The 23,361-nt window shown below is 45.1% G+C and carries 18 protein-coding genes and 2 tRNA genes; 11 read left to right on the top strand and 9 right to left on the bottom strand.

Features of this window, described 5'->3' with window-relative positions; all coding sequences use genetic code 11:
• Positions 1–71 precede the first annotated feature (71 nt).
• Both AC5JP1_RS00670 and AC5JP1_RS00665 read right to left on the bottom strand, forming a co-directional pair.
• A complete protein-coding gene (locus tag AC5JP1_RS00670; RefSeq protein ID WP_443526031.1) occupies positions 72–662 on the bottom strand; it encodes a TetR/AcrR family transcriptional regulator in 591 nt (196 codons plus the stop codon).
• 1 nt (position 663) lies between these two features.
• Positions 664–1,017, bottom strand: coding sequence for a DMT family transporter (locus AC5JP1_RS00665; protein WP_493842737.1), 354 nt, complete (start codon positions 1,015–1,017; stop codon positions 664–666).
• 474 nt (positions 1,018–1,491) lie between these two features.
• Here AC5JP1_RS00665 and AC5JP1_RS00660 point away from each other — a divergent pair.
• From AC5JP1_RS00660 to AC5JP1_RS00650, 3 genes are all read left to right on the top strand, one after another.
• A tRNA-Asn gene (locus AC5JP1_RS00660) sits at positions 1,492–1,567 on the top strand.
• A gap of 217 nt (positions 1,568–1,784) precedes the next feature.
• The gene (locus AC5JP1_RS00655; protein ID WP_443526028.1) at positions 1,785–2,117 is read left to right on the top strand and encodes a CopG family transcriptional regulator; all 333 of its coding nucleotides are present in this window, start codon (positions 1,785–1,787) and stop codon (positions 2,115–2,117) included.
• Between the two features lie 363 nt (positions 2,118–2,480).
• Positions 2,481–3,212, top strand: a complete 732-nt coding sequence (locus AC5JP1_RS00650; RefSeq protein WP_493842736.1) for a hypothetical protein — start codon at positions 2,481–2,483, stop codon at positions 3,210–3,212.
• A gap of 107 nt (positions 3,213–3,319) precedes the next feature.
• On the opposite strand, the gene AC5JP1_RS00645 is transcribed toward AC5JP1_RS00650, so the two are convergent.
• The 3 genes from AC5JP1_RS00645 to AC5JP1_RS00635 form a co-directional block, all read right to left on the bottom strand.
• Positions 3,320–3,410: transfer RNA gene (locus tag AC5JP1_RS00645), tRNA-Ser, on the bottom strand.
• A gap of 92 nt (positions 3,411–3,502) precedes the next feature.
• The gene (locus tag AC5JP1_RS00640; RefSeq protein ID WP_493842735.1) at positions 3,503–4,651 is read right to left on the bottom strand and encodes a type I glyceraldehyde-3-phosphate dehydrogenase; all 1,149 of its coding nucleotides are present in this window, start codon (positions 4,649–4,651) and stop codon (positions 3,503–3,505) included.
• 149 nt (positions 4,652–4,800) lie between these two features.
• Complete coding sequence (locus AC5JP1_RS00635; RefSeq protein ID WP_493842734.1) at positions 4,801–6,741, bottom strand: AAA family ATPase; 1,941 nt, start codon at positions 6,739–6,741, stop codon at positions 4,801–4,803.
• A 336-nt stretch (positions 6,742–7,077) separates the two neighbouring features.
• Between AC5JP1_RS00635 and exaC the strand changes: the two genes are divergently transcribed.
• The 8 genes from exaC to AC5JP1_RS00595 all read left to right on the top strand — a co-directional run bounded on the left by exaC (position 7,078) and on the right by AC5JP1_RS00595 (position 17,390).
• Positions 7,078–8,604 (top strand): acetaldehyde dehydrogenase ExaC, encoded by a 1,527-nt coding sequence (gene exaC / locus AC5JP1_RS00630; RefSeq protein ID WP_493842733.1) that lies wholly within the window; start codon positions 7,078–7,080, stop codon positions 8,602–8,604.
• A 165-nt stretch (positions 8,605–8,769) separates the two neighbouring features.
• Entirely contained in the window at positions 8,770–9,096 is a 327-nt protein-coding gene (locus AC5JP1_RS00625; protein ID WP_493842732.1) for a DUF779 domain-containing protein, read from the top strand.
• A gap of 211 nt (positions 9,097–9,307) precedes the next feature.
• On the top strand, positions 9,308–10,951 hold the full coding sequence (locus tag AC5JP1_RS00620; protein ID WP_493842731.1) for a GMC family oxidoreductase: 1,644 nt from the start codon (positions 9,308–9,310) through the stop codon (positions 10,949–10,951).
• Positions 10,952–11,436: 485 nt separating this feature from the next.
• Positions 11,437–13,077: an ABC transporter substrate-binding protein gene (locus tag AC5JP1_RS00615; RefSeq protein WP_493842730.1), complete on the top strand. Its 1,641-nt coding sequence runs from the start codon at positions 11,437–11,439 to the stop codon at positions 13,075–13,077.
• 199 nt (positions 13,078–13,276) lie between these two features.
• Positions 13,277–14,293: an ABC transporter permease gene (locus tag AC5JP1_RS00610; RefSeq protein WP_319052180.1), complete on the top strand. Its 1,017-nt coding sequence runs from the start codon at positions 13,277–13,279 to the stop codon at positions 14,291–14,293.
• A gap of 139 nt (positions 14,294–14,432) precedes the next feature.
• Entirely contained in the window at positions 14,433–15,347 is a 915-nt protein-coding gene (locus tag AC5JP1_RS00605; protein ID WP_319052179.1) for an ABC transporter permease, read from the top strand.
• 1 nt (position 15,348) lies between these two features.
• Positions 15,349–16,422 (top strand): ABC transporter ATP-binding protein, encoded by a 1,074-nt coding sequence (locus tag AC5JP1_RS00600; protein ID WP_493842729.1) that lies wholly within the window; start codon positions 15,349–15,351, stop codon positions 16,420–16,422.
• Positions 16,419–17,390: a peptide ABC transporter ATP-binding protein gene (locus tag AC5JP1_RS00595; RefSeq protein WP_443526012.1), complete on the top strand. Its 972-nt coding sequence runs from the start codon at positions 16,419–16,421 to the stop codon at positions 17,388–17,390. Before AC5JP1_RS00600 ends, AC5JP1_RS00595 begins: the two co-directional genes overlap by 4 nt.
• Positions 17,391–17,402: 12 nt before the next feature.
• On the opposite strand, the gene AC5JP1_RS00590 is transcribed toward AC5JP1_RS00595, so the two are convergent.
• The 4 genes from AC5JP1_RS00590 to serS all read right to left on the bottom strand — a co-directional run bounded on the left by AC5JP1_RS00590 (position 17,403) and on the right by serS (position 22,968).
• Complete coding sequence (locus tag AC5JP1_RS00590) at positions 17,403–18,455, bottom strand: NERD domain-containing protein (RefSeq protein ID WP_493842728.1); 1,053 nt, start codon at positions 18,453–18,455, stop codon at positions 17,403–17,405.
• A 213-nt stretch (positions 18,456–18,668) separates the two neighbouring features.
• On the bottom strand, positions 18,669–19,136 hold the full coding sequence (locus AC5JP1_RS00585) for a hypothetical protein (protein WP_493842727.1): 468 nt from the start codon (positions 19,134–19,136) through the stop codon (positions 18,669–18,671).
• A 252-nt stretch (positions 19,137–19,388) separates the two neighbouring features.
• The gene (tkt, locus tag AC5JP1_RS00580) at positions 19,389–21,386 is read right to left on the bottom strand and encodes a transketolase (RefSeq protein WP_493842726.1); all 1,998 of its coding nucleotides are present in this window, start codon (positions 21,384–21,386) and stop codon (positions 19,389–19,391) included.
• Between the two features lie 295 nt (positions 21,387–21,681).
• The gene (gene serS, locus AC5JP1_RS00575) at positions 21,682–22,968 is read right to left on the bottom strand and encodes a serine--tRNA ligase (protein ID WP_493842725.1); all 1,287 of its coding nucleotides are present in this window, start codon (positions 22,966–22,968) and stop codon (positions 21,682–21,684) included.
• Between the last annotated feature and the right edge of the window lie 393 nt (positions 22,969–23,361).

Below are 23,361 nucleotides of genomic sequence, written 5' to 3'. Positions count from 1 at the left end.
TTTGGTTGTTACTTCTATCTGACCTGTGCGCTGTCATTTAGTCAGCATTGTCATTTAGTCAGCATTGTTATCTAATCAGTGCTGTTATCAAAATCACGCTGCGTCATTTTTATCAGTCGATCACGCAGCCTCTTTTTGTCTGCTATATCGACACCTGAAAAGTCCGAGAGCCAAATACCATCAGCAGTCAGACGAACCATGCATAGGGTTTCGGTATCGTCAGTTGCGGCATGTTTCTTTAATTGGGCATTGGCCCACTGAGCCCACATTTCACGTAATTCGCTATCCCCTAGCATCAACACATATAAGGTTGCTTGATTGTCATATTCTGCCTGCGCTTTTTCGCCCAAACTGATAGTGGCATCGATATAAGCACGGGTGAAAGCACCATAACTCACAGGATCCTTTGCCATAGCAGCATCTACTTCTGCCTCAAATTTGGCCATCGCATCATTGAACACTTCGATGACAAGAGCGTTTTTGGTAGCGAAATGATGCATAACGCCGCCTTTGGTTACCCCTACTGCATCAGCGACCGCCTGAAACGTCACCTTAGTCAGCCCTTGCTCTAGTGTTATCCGTGCCGCTTGATCCAGCAGCGCCCGACGAACCACTTCTGGCTGTTTTTTACGCTTATGAGCATTTTCCACTTCTATATTCATACTAATGCACCACAGAATTAGACAATAAGTTCATGACAACAACACCGCCAACAATCATAGCAATGCCGACTACTGCTGCCGTATCAAGGGTTTGCTTGAATAGCACCACACCCACAAGCGAAGTTAGCACAATACCCAACCCGCCCCACAATGCGTAGGCAATGCCCAGCGGTATGGTCTTGAGCGTCTGTGCCAATAAATAAAATGAGACCGTATAGAGCGCGCCCATCATAATGGTCGGCACCAGACGGGTGAACTGCTCTGATTTCATCAAAAAAGTCGTGCCAATCACTTCACATATAATGGCAATGGTCAGGTAACCGTAGGCAATTGTTGTAGGACTCATCTTTAGCACACCCGCCTTTGTTCAAGCATTTACTAACAATATACTCGTTAAATACATATCAAAGATACCGTATGGTAGGTATTTTATAGCAATACTCTAGCAATGTGAAGGGCTGTCTTGCGTCTTTATTGTGTCAAATAGTGTAGTGACTGCTTTGATATTTGAAAAACCGTATATTTTTGCAGTCAATTAGCATGCCGTTTTGATATCCATCTGAACTTTTCTGTATGCTGGACGAGATTTTTATAGATGTCCGTCATTGCTACAGCCAATTGCTACCTTTCGGTAAATATCAGTATCGAAATAGCTCATTTGGTAAGGCACAAACGCCTATTTTTGATAATTGTAATAATATTTCTGATTAATGGCATAATAAGGTTGACAGCCCTTAATGACTTGGCTAAAATGTGCCCCACATAACGCAAACAAGCCAAGAAATTGATTGGTAATAAAGCTAAAATGCTTAGTGTTATGACAGCTTATTCTCCAATAGCTCAGTTGGTAGAGCAACGGACTGTTAATCCGTGTGTCCCTGGTTCGAGCCCAGGTTGGAGAGCCATATACTAAAAACCTTCATCACTATTTGATGAAGGTTTTTTTATTGTTGCCTCTTTTATAGGCACTTATAATAATATTAATATGTACTTATAAGTTTAAGCGTATTGCATGGCTATAGTGTTATTTTAGGCGTTTTTGTTGTATGGTAAGATTAATTTGGATTGGGTTCGTTTTTGTTTGAGTGCTTTGCTCCTACTCACTAAAAGTAATGGTTTATTATGATACCTGTACGTATAAAAAATAAGTTTTCTGATCATCCGCAAAAAATTATGCGCCCGATCAGTATTCGTTTGTCTGAAGAAATGATTGAGCTATTAGAAACAACGTCATCAGACTTAGGTTTCAAACGCATTCAAGGGCTTATTCGCTTATATATTCGCCAAGGTCTCGATCGTGACCATCAAGACTATACACTGGCTCATGATGAAGTTTTTATCGAGACACTACGCAAGCGCGGCGTGAGCCAACGTATCATTGATGAAGCTATTGTGGTTACTCACAACAATCATATCACGCACTCTTTGTCTGAACTTCAAGACAACGATCAATAATGCTGTCGATATCGAAATGAAAGTCAATATTGAAACGACAGCATAGACATCATCACTTGGCACATAAAGCCTAATAACGAGTGTCAAAAAAAAGACCACGTTTGCTGATGCGAATGTGGTCTTTTTTTGTCGATTGCTTTATTACTGTTAATGAACAATGCACCTTTTTTATTCTTGCACTCTCTTTTATTTATGCTGTTATCTGTCCTATTTAAAGGTATTCACTTTTTAGTACTTTGGACATTTTACTACTACAGTTAGCCATAATTAAACACAATCTCCCCTTAAACGAGGTATATTAAGAAAATAGCCATCACTATTAGACAGGCTTTATCATAATAAAAATGCATAAGGGGGTATACGATGAAAGGTTTACAGCGGCGTTTTAACAAGGCTTTGTATTTGACCATGACGGTTACGGTGCTCGCGCTTGCCTCTGGCTGCTCGTCGCCGCAAACAGATCCAAGCCAAAAAACCATACCTACTGATTCTGACCAGTGGCAAGACGAATTAGGACAAACCTTTGAACAACTACCTGCAGCCGATCAGCAAGTCCTCAGTCGCTATATGCTGCGTATGAAACTCAGCGATGCGTATGAGTCAGGTGCCATGCCGCGTACCACGATCAAGCAAGCCTTGATACAACAGCGTGAATACGAGCGCCTGCATCCTGATAATCCAACAGGTAAGAAAAGCCCTATTGTCACTGGTGAGACAGCAAATGCGACAGCTCAGAAATATCCTGTCGCCCTGCTGCCCATCAAAACCAGTGATAGTGACAGTTTAAACCAAGTCAAAATGCAGTTTATGCTATCAAATCATGGGACAGTACCTATTGAGAGCTTCAAAGGTACGCTGACGATGCAAGACGATAACCTTGAGCAAGGCAAGAACTTCAATGTCCCTTTGATCACATTTGATCCTGCTATTGAGCCTGAGCAATCCGGAAAGATAGTCATCGATAGCAGTATCGAGGACATCAATGTCATGCGTGCGATCAAAAACACCACAGGCATGACCATTGAGATAAAAGAAGGTACCCTAGTATTAGTGGATGACCAGACCATCGAGTTTGGCAACTCATTGGCAAAATAGCCATCCAAAGTAGACTAATAAAGACATCTATGAGATGTATGACTTAAACCTTTATAAATGCCCATAAAAAAATCCCCAATCAGTAATGATTGGGGATTTTTTGAATTTGGCGGAGACGGAGAGATTCGAACTCTCGAAGGGCTATTAACCCTTGTCGGTTTTCAAGACCGGTGCATTCAACCGCTCTGCCACGTCTCCATTGGTGCATCATTATATAGATATCATTTTATAATGCAAGCCCCTAATCTAAAAAAATTCAATTAATTTTCAAATACGTTCTAATCAGATGATTATCGCTTGCTATAAGCCAGATGTAGGCACATATCTAGCAGCCTATTGGCATAGCCCCACTCGTTATCGTACCACGCAAAAACCTTGTATTGGTTGCCTACTTGCATGAGCTGCTGACCATCGATGATCAGCGACTCGGTCTGATGAATAAAATCACTAGAGACCAACGGCTCATCGGTATACGCCATGATGTCATGCAGATGTGCCTGACTGGCCGATTTAAGTGTCTCACGGATATCCTCAATACTGACATCTGGCGTATCAAATACAAAAGTCACATCAATGGCTGCCACATCGATAGTAGGTACACGTATCGAGTGCCCATTTATCTTGCCGACCATGGCTGGCAAGACACGCTCTGTTGCAGCGATACTACTGGATGTCGTTGGGATAATATTATAGCCAGAAGCACGCGCGCGTCTTGGGTCTCGATGCGCCTGATCGAGTACAGTCTGATCGGCAGTGACCGCATGAATCTCTGTCATCATGGCAGACCTCACACCAAATGCCTTGTCCAGTGTGTCAATCAGCGGCACCAATGCCTGCGTGGTGCAAGACACGCTAGAGATAATCGGTAGCTCAAGTGTCAGCGCGTCTGTGTTGACCCCCATAACGATACAAGCGTCCACATCATCAAATGGCGCGGCACCAATAATGACCTGCTGCGCGCCTGCATCGATATGTAACATCGCCTGCTCGTAAGAGCGAAAATGACCGGTACACTCTAGTACCACATCGACGCCCAGCGACTGCCAAGATAGGTTTTGTGGATCAGGCTCTGATAGCATATTGATACAATATGTTAGATTGTTTTTGGTTAGACAAAGCTGGGTTTTGCCTCCATTATCCGCGTTACTTTCTATGATCTCAGCATCGACGCCCAATCGACTAAGGCGACCGTGTGTACTGTCGAATTTTAGGAGATGCAGCAAAATATCTGCCGGTGCCAAATCATTAATGGCGACGACATGGATAGCACGTCCCAATACCTCAAAGCGCTCTAGCAAGGCGCGCAGTACATTGCGTCCTATACGTCCAAAACCATTGATGGCGACTCTTAGTGGCTGTGAGTGCTGACCAGTCGTACGAAACGTCGTCGCGATGGGATCGGAGGTCAACTGGTAAGTAGCATTAGAAAAATCAGGCATAACAAGGTATCGCTATCAAATAAGAAAGATAAAGAGTGAGCGCGGTCACTCTTGGCACGCTCTAATAGTGGGTTTGGTACTGTCGTACCATAAGATCTGCAATGACATTCTGTGCGGCAATAGATAGCTACCTATGCAGCAACAAACACCTATGGCGTGATAAAAATCAGAGCCAAGCGAATGGTATTGTAGTCGATGCTCTGCTTAAGATGATCAAATATGGGGCGCAGCTTGATACTACCATCATCATTGAAGTCATTTGGGTTGTTAGCGACCTTGATGGCGACATATGCATTGCCTACAGCTGTCATCACCTCATCGTCTGGGCGCAGATGATCACAGGCAAGGCTGGGGTCTTGTGATTTTAGCTCACCGATATGACGCATGATGGTTGATTGTGACAGCTGACGCGCTTGTGAGATCTCTGCTATGGTCAGACTCTCCTCTAACAGCACTCTAGTCGCAAGCAAAGTACTCTCTGATTTATCAGAGACTTGATTGCCTAATTTTTGTTTTTTGTCTATTTGCGCTTGCTGCTGCTCTCGGCGCTTTTTTTGCAGCGCAGCATAGGCATCAATGACAGATTTACTCAGCGTTCCACCTGATTTCAAAACAAACTTCTCGTGTGCCTGCTGCATACTCTCTTCATCTAGCATGGCGTAGTTGGCATCTGCCTCTGCAGACAGCACTAAGAATCGCTTGTCCGCCCCGCGTGCTAGCGGATCAAGTTGCAGACTCATGTCATTCATACCGAGCAGCTGTAACCCTGCCAGTGACTTGAGTCGTGACAATGCTACGTAGCCTTGACCCAACTCAAAGGTGCGTGACAGATCAATTTCAGCCGCATCAAGGGTCATGCCCTGTGATTTGTGAATCGTAATCGCCCAAGCCAGACAGAGCGGAACTTGCAAGTAGCTTGCCAGCACATCGCCCGTTTCATCTTCGATGATCCATTCTTCAGGTTCAGCGATGACTTCACGTCCTGAGTTGAGCCGCACCACAGGCATTTTTTGCGTGGTTGTTTTCTTTGTTTTTGGTTTTTCTTTATCTTTCTTAGCAGTGGACTTCTTACCTTTCGTCGTTTTTTCGCCAGCAGCATCTTCATCAATGTCATCGCTGCTATCGTCTTTGATTAGCGCATCACTATTGTCCTTGCTATCATCTATTTTGACTGCCGCAAAACCAATCAGCTCACCCATCGTACCGTTAGAGACACCAAGCTCGGCATTGTTTTTGATAAACATGACCTTTGCACCAACTTTGAGGATCAGCTCATCTTGAGTCCGTACAGTCTTTTTTAGGGTTTCAACCAACTTACTGTCGCCTGTGGCAGTCGCCTCAAAGCGCATCGTCTCTCCCTCTAGAGAAGCAAGCTCTTTGTCATTAATTTTGTTGACATTGAGATTGTGCGTGTACAGACGTGTGCGCTTGATATCGACGCTTTGATCATAAGTCGCCTCCAACGCCGCAATCGCCTCAAAGGTCACTTCTTGTCGACGGATTTGGTTAAGGATATCGTCCAAATCTAGTCCGCCATTGGCCGCTTCGCTAACCTGTCTGTGCTGCTCTGATAGGTAGCAAATATGAAATTTGGCATCGAGCCATGCCTCAGACATAAACGCGAACTTTTCACGATTGCTCTCGCCCTTGCTACCGATGGGCGGCAACTGAAAGAAGTCACCTGCGACCACCACCTGAATACCACCAAAGGCTTTGTCACTTTTGCGAATGTGCTTGAGTACTTGGCTGACTAGATTGAGCTGCTTGGCATGTAGCATCGATATCTCATCGATGACCAATACTGCCGTATCTTTTAGTCTGTCTGCCAAGAACTGCTTGCGTGATAAGGTGGTTAAATCCCGATCCGTCAGCTCATCTTTGATGCCGATCCCTGACCAACTATGAATCGTTGTGCCATTCATATGCGTGGCTGCAATACCCGTACTGGCCGTCACCGCGACGGGCACACGGCGTGCGCGCAGATAGTCGATATACTGGTTGAGCGTATAAGTCTTGCCTGAGCCTGCTGAGCCAGTCAAAAAGACGTTTTGACCTGTTTTTAGGATATCAAGAGCAGAAGATTGACGCATAGACCCAAACCAACCAATATTATGAAAAAGAATAGTATAAGAAACAGTAAAAGAAGAAAGCTGCCACGGTTAATTCGATAACCATAGCCAGCCAAAATCGATGCTCACAATTATAGCAGCTGCAACCACTTTGCGGACCACTTTCACCCGCTCATATCACATAACTTAAAGTTATATGATACAAAATATATCATTATAAAAAGTCATTATCGTTCTGCAAAAAAGCTCAGTACGATAGGATGGTAACTTGGTCAGGAAGACCAAGGATTATTTTTAAATGGCCACACACCAGTGACCATATTTTAGATAACCATAATACACAACAAGGAGTGGTTAATGTTATACGCTTATCCCAATACTGAAGACAGCCCCGTTCAATTCCGCGAAAAATACGACAACTTTATTAACGGTGAGTGGACGCCTCCTATCGATGGTGAGTACTTTGATAACTCCAGCCCAATCGATGGAAAAAACTTCTGTCAGATCGCCCGTTCAAAAGAAGCCGATGTAGAAGCGGCACTAGATGCAGCACACGCAGCAAAAGACGCCTGGGGCAAAACAAGTGTCACTGAACGCTCCAATATGTTACTCAAACTTGCTGACGGTATCGAAGCCAACCTAGAAGCCATCGCGATCGCCGAAAGCTACGAAAACGGTAAACCTGTACGTGAGACCCTCGCCGCTGATATTCCAATCGCTATCGATCATTTGCGTTATTTTGCTGGCGTTATCCGCGCACAAGAAGGCGGCATCAGTCAGATTGATGAAGATACCGTCGCTTATCACTTCCATGAGCCACTAGGTGTCGTCGGTCAAATCATTCCTTGGAACTTCCCTATCCTCATGGCGATCTGGAAAATCGCCCCAGCACTGGCGGCGGGTAACTGTATCGTCCTCAAGCCTGCTGAGCAAACCCCTGCTTCTGTCCTATATATGCTTGAATTGATAGGGGTAGCTGATATTCTGCCTAAAGGCGTACTAAACGTCGTCAACGGCTTCGGTGTTGAAGCAGGCAAGCCTATCGCCTCCAACCCACGTATCGATAAAGTCTCCTTTACTGGTGAGACCACGACTGGTCGCTTAATCATGCAGTATGCCAGCGAAAATATCATTCCAGTCACCCTAGAGCTGGGCGGTAAAAGTCCGAATATCTTCTTTGCTGATATTATGGATGAAGATGATGACTTCTTGGACAAAGCGGTCGAAGGTCTGGTGATGTTTGCCCTAAACCAAGGCGAAGTCTGTACCTGTCCCTCACGCGCGCTCGTTCACGAAAGCATCTACGATGAATTTATGAAACGCTGTATCGCTCGCGTCAAAGCCATCAAAATGGGCAATCCGCTCGATACCGATACCATGATTGGCGCGCAAGCCAGCTCAGATCAATTAGAAAAAATCCTATCTTATCTGGATATCGGCAAAAAAGAAGGTGCAAAAGTCTTGGTAGGTGGTGAACTTGCCAAACATGATGGCGATATGGCAAACGGTTATTACGTACAGCCCACTATTTTTGAGGGCACCAATGATATGCGTGTGTTCCAAGAAGAAATCTTTGGTCCTGTGCTTGCTGTCACTACTTTCAAAGACGATGAAGAAGCGATGACGCTGGCCAATGACACATTGTACGGTCTGGGCGCTGGTATCTGGACACGTAATGGCACTCGCGCTTATCGTTTTGGCCGTGGTATCCAAGCGGGCCGCGTATGGACCAATTGCTATCACCTCTATCCTGCGCATTCAGCATTTGGCGGTTACAAGCAATCTGGTATTGGCCGCGAAAACCATCTGATGATGCTCGATCATTACCAGCAGACCAAAAACATGCTGGTGTCGTACAGCCCTAAAGCGATGGGTTTTTTCTAAGCAGATTTTGACAACTCTTAATTTGTGACCATGCTGAAACAAGCATAAAAAATGCAATCTGTCGCAAGGTAGGTTGCATTTTTGCTTTAATAAACCATTAGAGTGCTGTTTTTGGTGATTTATAGACTGGTGACTTATAGATAGAGGAAATATGAGGAGTTAATGATGAAAATTATGGCAACAGAAGCGTGTGAGGCGTTGATTGCGCTATTGAAGTCCAAGCACGGTGAGCTGATGTTTCACCAATCAGGTGGCTGCTGTGATGGTAGCTCGCCGATGTGTTATCCACTAGGAGAGTTCAAGGTAGGCGGTCAAGATGTGCTGGTTGGCAAGCTTGCTGGCTGTCCATTTTACATGGGGCGCGCGCAGTACAACTTATGGCAACATACCGACCTCACTATTGATGTCGTCAATGGGCGCGGCGCGAGTTTTTCGCTAGAGATACCTGAAGGCAAGCGCTTCATCGTACGCTCAGAGGTCTGTGCGGTATGAGACTATTGGGGACAAGATGAAAGATTATTTGAAACAAGATGATATGACATCAACACTACGCCATGCACCCAACGCTGCCGTATGAACTGTTATACCCTATCTATATACACAGACACCGCCGAGTCATTTTTATTTTATTATTTCAGCAAAATAATAGATACTGTAAAGCATAGCCTATTTTAATTAGCATGGATGCTATAAGGAATATAAAATGGAATTTGACAAAACATTTGATTACGTCATTGTGGGCGGTGGCTCGGCAGGTTGTGTACTTGCAAGCCGTCTGACCGAAAACCCAGATATCAGTGTCTGCTTATTGGAGTACGGCGGTGATGGGAAAGATCTGGCTGTACGCGTACCTGCCGGACTGATTCTGATGGTGCCGGGCAAGCCGCTCAAACTGAACAACTGGTGCTTTCATACCACGCCCCAAAAGCATCTTAATAACCGTAAAGGTTTTCAACCACGTGGGCAATGCCTAGGCGGTTCATCAGCAATCAATGCCATGATCTACACACGCGGCAGCAAACTAGATTACGAGCGCTGGGTAGAAGAAGGCTGTACTGGCTGGGGGTTTGATGATGTGCTTCCTTACTTTATAAAAGCTGAAAACAACGTCCATGGTAGCGATGACTTACATGGCGATGGTGGACCACTGCATGTCAGCGATCTGCTCAGCCCGCGAGACATCTCAAAGGCTTTTGTAGAGGCGGCTATAGCGAACGGTTTGGACCATAACAAAGACTTCAATAGCGAAAAACAAGACGGTGCAGGGTTATATCAGGTCACTCACTTCCATGGTGAAAAACAAGGCCAACGCTGCTCCGCGGCTGCCGCCTATCTACATCCCGTACAAAACCGCTCAAACCTAACTGTCATCACACATGCCCAAGCCAATCGTGTCATTATTGAAGACGATCAAGCGACTGGTGTTGTCTACGAAAAAGACGGTGTGGAGCACACGGTTCTGGCACGTCACGAAGTTCTCTTGTCAGGTGGTGCATTCGGTTCACCTAAGGTCCTTATGCTCTCAGGTATTGGTCCCGCCGAGCATTTACAGTCTCATGGTATTGAGGTCATAGTAGATGCCCCTGAAGTTGGCGGTAATTTACAAGACCATTTAGATGTGGTCTTTGATTACGAGGTCAATACTACGGATGTCATCGGTATCGGTATAGCAGCACTCTCGACACTGACCAAAAGCATTCGCCAATGGAGAAAGGACGGTACAGGCATACTCTCTACTAACTATGCAGAAGCAGGTGCGTTCTTTAGTGTGGGTGATGCGCCAAAAGAGTGGCCAAACACTCAGCTGCATTTTGTCATCTCACGTGTGATTGAGCATGGTCGAGACCTCAGGCGTGGCTATGCGGTCTCTTGCCATAGCTGCTACTTACGACCTGAGAGTCGCGGTACGGTAAGACTGGACTCAGCGGATCCCTCTGCTGCCGTCTTGATCGATCCAAACTACCTCTCACATCCAAAAGACGTTGAGCAGATGGTGGCAGGCGCCGAGCGTACTCGAGCCATCATGCAAGAGTCAGCACTCGCCAAGTATATTACAGAAGACTACCCTGCCCCCTATCTCGAAAAAGATGGCATGCTCGGCTATATCCGCAATAAATCTGACACCATCTACCATCCAGTAGGCACCTGCCGGATGGGCTCAGATGATAGCTCGGTGGTTGACTTGGCGCTAAAAGTGCGCGGTGTAAAAGGACTACGGGTTATTGATGCCTCAGTGATGCCAACGCTTATCAGTGCCAACACCAACGCACCGACGATTATGATTGCCGAAAAAATAGCAGACCTTATCAAGGCAACTCATGATCATGCCAAAAATATCTCTGCATAAAATATAGCTAAAGATAATGTCGTCACATAGATAATTACCTTAAAAACATGTCATAACTGGTTACGTCAGATGTACGTAACCAGTTTATTTCTCGTCGTCTGTATTTAGTAAAAAATCATATAACACTGGATCTTAATCACTTTTTGGCACAAATTAAATGTATAGACAAAAATCAATAAAATTTAGCATATTCTACTAAATTAGTGCTATTGACAGCATAATGATGCAATTATTATCAAAATTAGTTCATTTATAGCTTGCACTACTGCAGATTAAGAGAGTATATTCGAACAACTTGTTTATATTTTTAGTTTCTATCGATATAAATTAAAGTTATAACAACCCATAATATGTTTCTTTTTGTATATACGAAAATATATAAATAAACATTCCAAGGTCATCAAACGCTTGCTCATGGTATCCGTAGTTGAACACCACTATCTGGATATCATAAGTGACTACCTATCACTACATAGGATGTAATAATGCAAAAATCTCTCTTTAAACTTACCCTGTTGACGACACTCATCTTAGGCGTTAGTGCCTGTAGTGGAGACAATAAAACCACTGATGACTCTGCTGCCAGCTCTGATGCAAAAGCTGCCAAGACTTTGCTTTATTGTTCAGAAGGTAGCCCTGCTGGTTTTGATCCGGCGCAGTATACTTCGGGTACAGATTTTGATGCGAGTGCATTCCCTATTTATAACGGTTTGGTAGAGTTTAAAAGAGCGGAAACTGAGATTCAGCCAGGGTTAGCTGAGAGCTGGGAGATTAGCGAAGATGGCAAAACCTATACGTTCAACCTACGTAAAGGCGTTAAATTCGGTAAAACTGATTACTTTACCCCGACTCGCGATTTCAATGCCGACGACATTGTCTTTACGCTAGAGCGTATCACCGACCCAGACTTTGAATTTAATAAATCTTATCCTGCTGAATTCCCTTATTCTGTTGGCATGGGGCTACCTGATATTATCTCTGATATCGAAAAGGTCGATGACTACACGGTAAAAATTACCCTGAGCGAAACCAACGCCCCATTTTTACAGAACCTAGCGATGCCATTCGCTTACATCAACTCTGCTGAATATGCAAACACACTGATGGAAGCTGGTAATGCCGCTGATATCAATACCAAACCAGTTGGTACAGGACCATTTGTCTTTACCTCTTATCAAAAAGACGCACAAATTCGTTATACCAAAAACCCAGACTACTGGAATAAAGACGATATTCATATCGATAATCTTGTGTTTGTCATCACTAAAGACTCAGCAGTCCGTGCTCAAAAAGTACAAGCTGGTGAGTGTCATGTATCGGCCTATCCAAAACCTGCCGAGATTGAATCTGTCAAACAGTCTGGCAAGGCCACGGTTCTCGACCAACCTGGTTTCAACGTGGGCTATGTTGGTTACAACGTTGAAAAACCTCAGCTTAGTGATCTAAGAGTCCGTCAGGCATTAGATATGGCTGTGAATAAAGACGCGATTATCAACGCGGTTTATCAAAGTGAAGGTCTCAAAGCGACCAATCCAATGCCACCAACACAGTGGGGCTATGACGAGTCTCTAAAAGATGCGCCTTATGACGTCGAAAAAGCAAAGGCCCTGATTAAAGAAGCTGGTGCAGACAATCTTTCTATCGACCTATGGTATATGCCAGTCCAACGACCATATAACCCAAATGCCAAGCTGATGGCTGAGATGCTACAAGCAGATTGGGCTAAGATCGGTGTCGATACCAAGCTGGTCACTTATGAGTGGGGCGAATACCTCAAGCGCGCTGCTAAAGGCGAGCCTGATGTCATTCTAGCTGGCTGGACCGGTGATAATGGTGACCCAGACAACTGGCTAGGCTCATTACTGTCTTGTGATGCTGTGGGTGGCAATAACTACTCACGCTGGTGTAATAAAGACTTTGATAGCTTAGTGACCAATGCCCGTCAGATCAATAATCAAGACGAGCGTGTCGCTGAATATGAGCAAGCACAGCAAATCTTCAAAGAACAACTTCCTTGGACGACAATGGCACACTCGGTCGTAACCGTATTCACTGCACCAAACGTTGTCGACTATAAGATTAGCCCACTTGGCTCAATACGCTTCGATGGCGTAAAAGTTGAATAACCTTGGCTGATTACGTCCTTGTATGACAAGCACTTTTAATTCATTAATATTTTTATTTATTGATATTCGGCTGGGTCAGATACTCTGCCCCAGCCGCACTTATATGAATGATATCAATAATATGGGTTAAATACTTGGTCACGAATACGCTCATCACTGCTAATTTTCTAATCATCGAACCACAACTATTGAGCAGCCCATGCTACTTTATATTCTACGTCGCATCGCCATCCTAATACCTGTCTATCTTGGTCTCACCCTATCCACCTTTACTCTAATTCGCCTCGTCCCTGGAGATGCAGTCGAGATTATGATGGGTGAGCGTATGGTCGACCCTGAGCTACACGCTCGCGCGCTAGAGAGACTGGGACTAGATAAACCCCTCATCGCCCAGTATTGGGACTACCTAACGGGTATTTTGACAGGTGATTTCGGTCAGTCCTTCCGTACCCGTACCCCTGTACTGCAAGACTTCTTTGCACACTTTGTGCCCACGTTAGAGCTGGCGCTATGCGCTATTGTCATTGCTAGCGTCGTTGGGATAAGTTTGGGTATTTTTGCAGCGCTACGCCGTGGCACATGGATTGACTACACACTCATGTCAGGGGCACTGGCAGGCTATTCTATGCCCATTTATTTGCTGGGGCCTATTTTGACTGGCATATTTGCCCACTACCTAGGACTTTTACCTGTCGCTGGGGTGATCTCTGTCGCACAGTTTTTGGATGTGCAGCCGCTATATGGCTCATGGCTACTCGGTTCCCTGACATCTGGCGAGCCTGGTGCGTTCTGGAATGTGGTCAAACACTTCATCCTGCCTTCTATTGCGCTATCGACCATTCCGTTAGCGATGATAGCGCGGATGACGCGCTCTGCGATGCTAGAGGTGTTAGATGAAGACTATGTACGTACCGCGCGTGCCAAAGGCTTGTCACCGCGCCGCGTGATACTGGTACACGTCATGCGTAATGCGTTAATCACTGTCGTTACAGTTGTTGGCTTACAGATGGCAACATTGCTCGCAGGTGCGATCATTACCGAGACAATCTTTAGTTGGCCAGGTGTTGGCAACTGGTTACTCGATGGGTTCTTCACACGTGACTATCCAATTGTACAAAACGGTATTCTACTGGTCGCCACCGCCCTGATTTTGGTCAGTTTATTTATTGATATTTTGTATGGTCTGATCAACCCACGCATTCGACATACGTCTTAAATCAACAGTGATAAATACACATATTATAAATAGTGAGGATTAGCGCTTATTTGGTTTTAAAGGTTTGTAGTAAATTTCTAATGATTGTTAGAAAAAGAAGCCTAAAAATCTAATGCACTAGCCACTATAGGAACTGCTCATGAAGCCTTCTGTTCTCCCCTCCGATGTCAAGCTTATGGCCGCCACACCGCCATCTTCTTGGCAGCTATTTTTGTCGACGTTTTGCCGAAACAAAGGCGCGGTGCTTGGTTTTATCGTACTGGCACTAATGGTGCTTGTTGCCATACTCGCGCCCGCCATTGCACCCCATGACCCTTATGAGCTATTTACCGGTCAAGAGCAATTGCCCCCTGCTTTTTTGGATGGTGGCAATACGATGTTTTGGCTAGGTACTGATGATGCTGGCCGAGATACCTTGTCGCGAGTGATGTATGGCGCGCGTTATTCACTGTTTATCGGTTTGAGCGCGACCACCCTTGCTATGCTGGTCGGTATTTCTTTAGGACTTAGTGCCGCATTTTGGCCAAAGGTTTGGGGCAAGGCGGTCATGCTGGTTAATGATATTTTGATGTCCTATCCCAGCTTGCTTTTGGCCATCATTATTGCCGCTATCTTAGGCCCTTCTATGACCAATACAATTATCACGATTGCACTGGTCTGTACACCGCCCTTTATTCGTCTGACTCGCGCCACCGCGATGGTAGAGCTTCAGCGCGAGTACTTTATTGCCTCACAAGTCATGGGTGCTGGCGTACTGCGTCTACTGTTCGTGACCATTCTGCCCAACTGTATGGCACCGCTTATCGTGCAGGCAACGATGATCTTCTCCTCTGCTATCTTAGAAGCAGGTGCGATTGGTTTCTTAGGCTTTGGCGTACAGCCACCAGATGCTGAATGGGGCGCGATGCTCGGTACGGCTCGTCAGTATATTCAAAGTAATGTTTGGCTCGCTATTTGGCCAGGTGTCGCTATTTTCTTAGCAGCATTGTCGATCAACTTGACGGGGGATGGCTTGCGTGACGCGCTAGACCCTAAACTCAAACAGGTGACCTAACATGACTGAATCATTAATTAAAATACCTACCAACCACACGTCTATGAATGGCGCATCAACAAAAGACTCACCATTGCTGTTAGATATCGAAAATCTGTCTGTCACTTTTGGACAAGGTGTGCGTGCCTTTCGCGCAGTGGATGATGTGTCGTTAAAAATTACTCAAGGTGAGGTCATCGCTGTCGTAGGAGAGTCAGGCTCAGGTAAGTCGGTCACGATGATGGCGCTGATGGGACTACTGCCACCGTCTGCCAGCGTGCGTGCCAAGCGGGTGATGTTTGATGGTAAAGACATGCTCGGTATGCCGCCGAAACAGAGACGCGGCATCATTGGTAAAGACATCTCTATGATCTTTCAAAACGCCATGTCTTGTCTTAATCCAAGCTTTACTGTTGAAATGCAATTGGGTGAAGTTCTGCGCAAGCATCTTGGTTTGCGCGGCTCGGCCGTACAAACACGTATATTAGAGCTGTTAGAACTGGTCGAGATGCCTGACGCCAAAAACCGTCTCAAGGTCTATCCGCATCAGCTATCAGGGGGCATGAGTCAGCGGGTTATGATTGCAATGGCGCTTGCTTGTGAGCCAAAACTACTGATCGCCGATGAGCCGACCACTGCGCTTGATGTCACCGTACAAGCGCAGATCATGGACTTACTGAGCCGTTTGCAACGTGAAAAACAAATGGCAATGGTACTAATCACTCATGATTTGGGTCTGGTCGCTCAAAACTCGCGTGATGTAGCGGTCATGTATGCGGGACAAGTGGTTGAAACCAGTACCGTGCCAGAGATTTTCCAACATCCTGCACACCCTTATACAGAGGCTCTATTACAAGCCATCCCTGAGCTGGCTATCGGTCAAGACCGTCTGAATAGCTTACCAGGGGTTGTGCCCAGTCAATACGATCGCCCAACGGGTTGCCTATTGTCTCCACGCTGCCCGTATAAAGAATCCGCGTGTGATGTGCCACCGCCTATTTTGGATACACCGAATGGCAAAGTACGCTGTATTCATGCTGATCCTTCTTCTCGCACGTCTACCTCTCACACTGCTACTTTGGAGTCACAAGTATGAGTAATAAAGTGGTTTTAAAAGCAGACAATTTACACAAGCATTACCCAGTATCACAAGGTCTGGGCAAAGCAAAAGCATACGTGAAAGCGCTCAATGGTGTCTCATTTGAACTTGAAGCTGGTAAGACACTGGCAGTTGTTGGTGAGTCAGGCTGCGGCAAATCAACCCTTGCCCGCCAGCTAACATTGATCGAAGCGCCTACGCAGGGCGAGCTATTTATCAATGATGAAGGCACTACGGGCTATAGTAGAAAGGCGCTAAAAGAGTTGCGTACTGAAATACAAATGGTCTTCCAAAACCCGTATGGGAGCTTGAACCCACGCCATACCATTGGCTATCAATTGACTGAACCATTGGATATTCATACCAAACTGTCCAAAGAAGAGAAGCGCGACAAGATAAACGAGATGATGAGAAACGTAGGTCTACGTCCTGAACATGCTGGTCGTTTTCCGCATATGTTTTCGGGTGGTCAACGGCAGCGAATTGCCCTCGCCCGCGCCATGATGCTCAATCCAAAAATTGTCGTCGCTGATGAGCCAACTTCCGCGCTCGATGTGTCGATTCAAGCGCAAGTCTTGAATCTATTTATGGATTTGCAGGATGAGTATCGTACTGCCTACGTCTTTATCTCGCACAACTTATCGGTAGTACGCCATGTCGCTGATGATGTCATGGTGATGTACTTAGGTCAGGCCGTCGAGCATGGCCCCAAAGAAGCAATTTATAATGCGCCAAAACATCCGTATACCATCGCGTTATTGGCTGCTGCACCCACGGTAAATGGTCATAAAAATGATCTAACCCTGCAAGGTGAGCTACCAAGTCCGCTTAACCCACCAAGCGGCTGCGCACTACATAAACGCTGCCCCTATGCCAAGCAGCAATGTAGCGAAGTAGAGCCACAACTGCGCGAATGGGATGGTCGATTGGTCGCTTGTTTACGTTTGGAAGAGATATATGGTTGAGATGACTAACAGTTAAGCTACATTCACCACGCCTCGGCACTTAGGAAACTGCGCGCACCCATAAAAGGACTGTCCTTGGCGTGCGCCTTTTTTCGCAGTGCGTTCAACCATCTCACCATTACATCTTGGGCAGGTTGGTGCTTGGTCGATATCAGCGGCGTTGTCTGCCGCCTTAAGTAACTCAGGCTCATCCATTTGTGATTCAGACTCTATACTTTCAAATGGCGTAAGGAAAACCTTATTAGCCATATCATGTGGTGTAATTGTCTGCTGAGTGTCTGCTTGCTGAGTATCCATACTATCAATTGATAAATCTTTAGATTCGATCTCAGTTTGACCCGACCATCGCTGCACTTCTCTGCTTTTTAGAATAGCTCGTTTAGCGGTCTCTTTTACTATCGGCTCTGGTGTAGGCTTATTAGCCACTTTAGCAACAGCAACTGGTTTATCATTAGCGTTACCGCTAGGCTGCTTATTCGTATTCTGGCTTGGATTGCTATGCTTGTCTTTTAGATAGGCTTTATGCTCTCGATTGGTGCGCCAAGACTTACTAAATCTATTGCTATTAATCTGCTCAACAATGGATGTAACCTCGTCTTCAGTCAGTAGCTTATCTTGTTTCTTCTTTACATAAGAGACCATACCACCTGTCAATACGTGCTCGGGCAACTCATCGCGGGTTTTCAGCTCACATTCACCAATGAAAGCAATCATCGAGTGAAAGTAACTCAGATCCAATCCCAACAAATCAGCCAGTGTCTTAATGTGCAAGTAGTTTTGGCGCAATGGATTTTGGAATTTGAATTTGCTGCCATTTGGGAATACTTGTGTCCACTGTTTTTGCTTCTCGCTACCATATATCCAGCCTTTATAGTTCTTGGTCTCAATCACAAAGATGCCGTATACAGAAACGATAATATGGTCGATTTGGGTACTGCCATCTTTGTCTCTCGGCAAGGTAATACCGTTTAAACGGTGATAAACATCTTTTTCAAGCTTTAGCCACATGGCGACGTTGATGACGGTCTCGCCTAAGAAGCCTTTAAAGGTGGATTTTAGGGACATTGTTTTTTATCTAGTAATAGTGGTAATAATGTGTGGATTAAATGAAGTTTGTAATAACCACTGAATTGAATTTTTACTTTTCAATACTGATAAATATCGTAGACTTCACCCAGCCTACTCTCACTATTGCGCCATTTGACTGTCAACTACAGCTTAAATTGTTCAATGTATTTTAGTCTTAACTCAGTAATTTTATACACTGCAATCCAATGACTAGCCAATACTTGATACCAATTCATACGGTATACAAAAAGCTGTGGAACTATCAATTGGCTTGAAGCATTGCAATAACTTAGAGCTTTCAAGATCATTTATTTTTGATTCAGATATTTTTTTTAGGGTTATTGGTTGCAGGTATAAAATTTCTGCTGGACTGCGATTTACGGAAATATCAGATTCTTGCCATAGCCGCTCACCTTCATCACTTTGTTCAAACCAAAGATTGTCTACTGTAGAATATATATCACCATTAGATAATTTAAACCTCAACTCCATAATTCCATAACTTTGGCTTGCACCTACTCTTCCAGTATAAGTACAAGGCATACTTTTAAACTGCTTTTTATCTAGCGAGTAGACTTTAGTACAGATGGACTTTCCTTTGGCTTCACCTGTACCAGCAATAGCACTGAAAGGGGCTAATATAAGAGAGATTAAAGTCAATATCGCAATATTTTTCATAAATCATCCTAAAGCTTATTTAAAGTAATGATGTGCTAATTAGTATACAAAGTTCAATTAAAACCTGATTTTAGACTAATTTATCACAAAATAGTCGCCCTAAAACGCTTTTTGGCTTTAATTGCAGCTGTTATTTTACAGATAACCATATTGACGGAAGCAGACCAAAAGAAAAGCCAAAGATTAAGCCATAAAAAAAGCCACCAGATTTCTCTGATGGCTTTTCCTTCGATACTAACTCAGTTAGGTCTATTACACCAAACTATTTACCGCTTCGATCACAGCATCAGTCGTGATACCAAACTCTTTATATAGATCGCTAGCTGGAGCAGATTCACCATAAGTCGTCATACCGATGACTTTGCCATCTAAACCAACGAACTTATACCAATAATCTACATGTGCCGCTTCGACTGCGACGCGAGCACGGATATTGGTAGGCAATACCGCTTCACGATAGCTAGCATCTTGCTCAACGAAAATCTCTGCACATGGCATAGACACTACACGGACACCAACACCGTTTGCGCTCAACGCCTCATACGCTTCCATCGCTAGGCCAACTTCTGAACCAGTAGCGATGATGATGGCTTGTAGCTCGCCTTGCTCTTCTGCCAGTACATAACCGCCTTTGGTAATGTTCGCTACTTGCTCGCTATCACGTGCTTGGTGTGGCAGACTCTGACGGCTAAAGATCAACGCTGATGGGTTGTTTTCTGATTTGATTGCTTCTACCCAAGCACTAGCAGATTCAGTTGCATCACACGGACGCCATGTACGTAGGTTCGGCGTGGTACGTAGGCTAGTCAATTGCTCAACTGGCTGATGCGTTGGGCCGTCTTCACCCAGACCGATAGAGTCATGCGTATAGACATGGATGACACGCTGCTTCATGAGTGCGCCCATGCGTACCGCGTTACGTGCGTATTCCATAAACATCAGGAACGTCGCTACGTAAGGGATAAAGCCGCCATGCAATGCAATACCATTGGCAATCGCAGTCATACCGAACTCGCGTACACCGTAATAGATATAGTTACCATCAGCGTCTTTTTCGATGCCTTTAGCGCCTTTGAATAGCGTGAGGTTTGAGCCAGCTAGGTCGGCTGAACCGCCCAATAGTTCTGGCAATAATGGCTGCAAGCTATTGATTGCATTTTGACTGGCTTTACGACTAGCGACATCGCCGCCCGCTTCTTGAGTTTGCTGAATATAGGCCTGTGCTTGGCTGTCAAAGTCAGCAGGCAATTCACCATTTAGACGACGTGATAGTTCTGCTGCAAGCTCTGGATAGGCTTTTTTATATGCTTCAAAGTCCGCGTCCCAATTCTTTTGCTGTACATCGCCTTTGGCTTTAGCATCCCACGCTTCATAGATTTCGTCATCTAATTCAAATGGGGCATGCTTCCAAGACAGCGCATCACGAGTCAAGGCAATTTCGTCATCACCAAGTGGTGCACCATGACTGGCGGCTAGACCTTGTTTGTTAGGGCTACCAGCACCGATCGTGGTTTTACAAATAATTAGACTTGGCTTGGTAGTCTCTGCAATCGCTTGCTCAGTCGCTTGCGTGATTGCATCAGTATCATGACCGTCAACTTTGATCACTTGCCAGCCGTATGACTCAAAGCGCGCTTCAGTATCATCTGTGAACCAGCCTTCGACGTTACCATCGATAGAGATTCCATTGTCATCATAGAAGAATACCAGCTTGCCAAGCGCCAACGTGCCAGCCAGTGAGCAAACTTCATGACTGATACCTTCCATCAAGCAGCCATCGCCCAAGAACGCATAGGTATGATGATCGACGATGTTATGACCGTCACGGTTGAACTGTGCGGCTAGGGTTTTTTCTGCGATTGCAAAACCAACGGCATTAGCAATACCTTGTCCTAGTGGACCAGTGGTCGTCTCGACACCAGGCGTGTAACCAAGTTCAGGATGGCCTGGAGTTTTTGAATGCAGCTGACGGAAGCCTTTTAGGTCATCAACGCTGACATCATAGCCCGATAAATGTAGCAATGAATAAATGAGCATCGAGCCATGACCGTTTGACAGTACAAAGCGATCACGATTGTGCCAATTAGGATCTGCTGGATTGTGCTTCAAAAATTTGCGCCATAAAACTTCGGCAATATCAGCCATACCCATTGGCGCACCCGGATGTCCAGAGTTGGCTTTTTGAACCGCGTCAAACGACAGTACACGGATGGCATTGGCTAGTTTACGTTCGCTAATTGGAGCTGGCATAGAGTGTCCTAATATTCGAATGAGTAGTATAAAGATAAGAGGAGAGTTTACTCAGAGGATAATCCATCAAAAACGCGACAGGCGTCCTCAATGGATAGGCTATAAAATAAAAATGCAATATTAACATATTTGCTATGAGCCTAGCCAAAAATGCGGTGACAATACCGTTTCTATTTAGCAATGACTCACATCAGTTTTGTTAACCGATAGACAGTTATAGGTCTTAATTTAAGTTATCAGCAACAAGCTGCGAGTGACCTAAGTGACAAGCAGCTCATTACTTATAGTCAATTTATTAAACTGAAATAGTCTCAGCACCGCCCATAAACGGACGCAATACTTCTGGAATCGTAATGCTGCCATCAGCGTTTTGATGATTTTCCATCACTGCTAGTAGCGTACGGCCAACCGCTAAACCTGAACCGTTTAGGGTGTGCGCAAGGCTGGTTTGCTTGCCATCTTTGACACGCGTACCCATACGGCGCGCTTGGAAATCACCACAGTTAGAGCAGCTAGAGATTTCACGATAGGTATCTTGGCTTGGTAGCCATACTTCGATGTCATAGGTCTTTTGTGCGGCAAAACCCATATCGCCGGTACAGAGTTGTACAGTACGGTATGGCAACTCAAGCTGCTGCAAGATATATTCGGCCTGTCCTGTCATTGCCTCTAACAGGTCATCAGATTGCTCTGCGGTGCCAACATTGACCATTTCTACTTTTTCAAACTGATGCTGACGAATCAGACCGCGCGTATCACGCCCGTGCGAGCCCGCTTCACTACGGAAACATGGCGTATGTGCGGTGAGTTTTAGCGGCAGCTCTTTGATATCCAAACGCTCGCCGCGTACCAAGTTGGTCATTGGTACTTCAGCGGTTGGGATCAAATAAAAATCCATCTCATCATTATTCGTATGATTGCTTAGCTTAAACAAATCATCTTCAAACTTAGGCAACTGACCCGTACCTTTTAAGCTATCGCTATTAACGATATAAGGCACATAGGTCTCAAGATAGCCGTACTTCATGGTATGGGTGTTGAGCATAAATTGAATCAGTGCACGATGCAGCTGCGCCAATTGACCTTTTAGCACGTTAAAACGGCTGCCAGTCAACTTGGTCGCTGCCTCAAAGTCCAGCATACCAAGCGTCTCACCGATATGAGTATGATCTTGAATTTCAAAATCAAACGTACGCGGCGTGCCCCATTTGCGCACTTCTACGTTATCATCTTCTGACGTACCGACTGGTACATCCGCCGCCGGAATATTTGGAATCTGTAGCGCTGCTTGAGTGATGCGCTCTTGTAGCGTACGTAGCTCGTCTTCCGCAGCTTTGATCTCACCGCTAACGCTTTGCATCTCAGCCAATAGCTCACTGGCATCTTCGCCTGATTTTTTTAGAGCACCTACTTGCTTAGCACCCGCGTTACGGCGCGATTGCAACTCTTCAGTTTTAACTTGTAGCGACTTACGCTCGTTTTCAATCGTCTGCCAGAACGCCATATCAAGCTCATAACCACGGGTGGCTAGCTGCTGCTGTAGGTCGCTCAAATCGCCGCGTAAGAGTTTCGGATCAATCATAGTAGTTGCCTGTAACACTAAAGGTGAATAAAAGGTTTATTAATATAATAGTTGCCCAACGTCTCGCTATCACTGTCTTTGTGACAACGGGCTATGGCGTTATGTCTTGTACCAACATATCTTGTAGCCGCTATAATACCAAGACCCAGCAGATTTGACCATGTTTTGGTCATTTTTGGCGGCTGTAGGTTTATTTTTGAGCGACCATTTCCGTTATGGTTAGCAGGTTGCATTTATCTCAGGATCATATTCAAAGGTTTGACCGACCTAAACGCCCCTCGCTTACCCTTATAAAATCATTAATATCACCCCTATCAGCGAACAGCCTTGCTTATATGTTTCATTTAAGAGTACTTTTCGGTAAGATAAGCGCATACCTTTATTCGCCTCCAG

It is taken from the genome of Psychrobacter sp. H29 (assembly GCF_059073055.1).
Note: the sequence above shows the minus strand (reverse complement) of the source record. Positions and strands in the feature narration are given on the sequence as shown.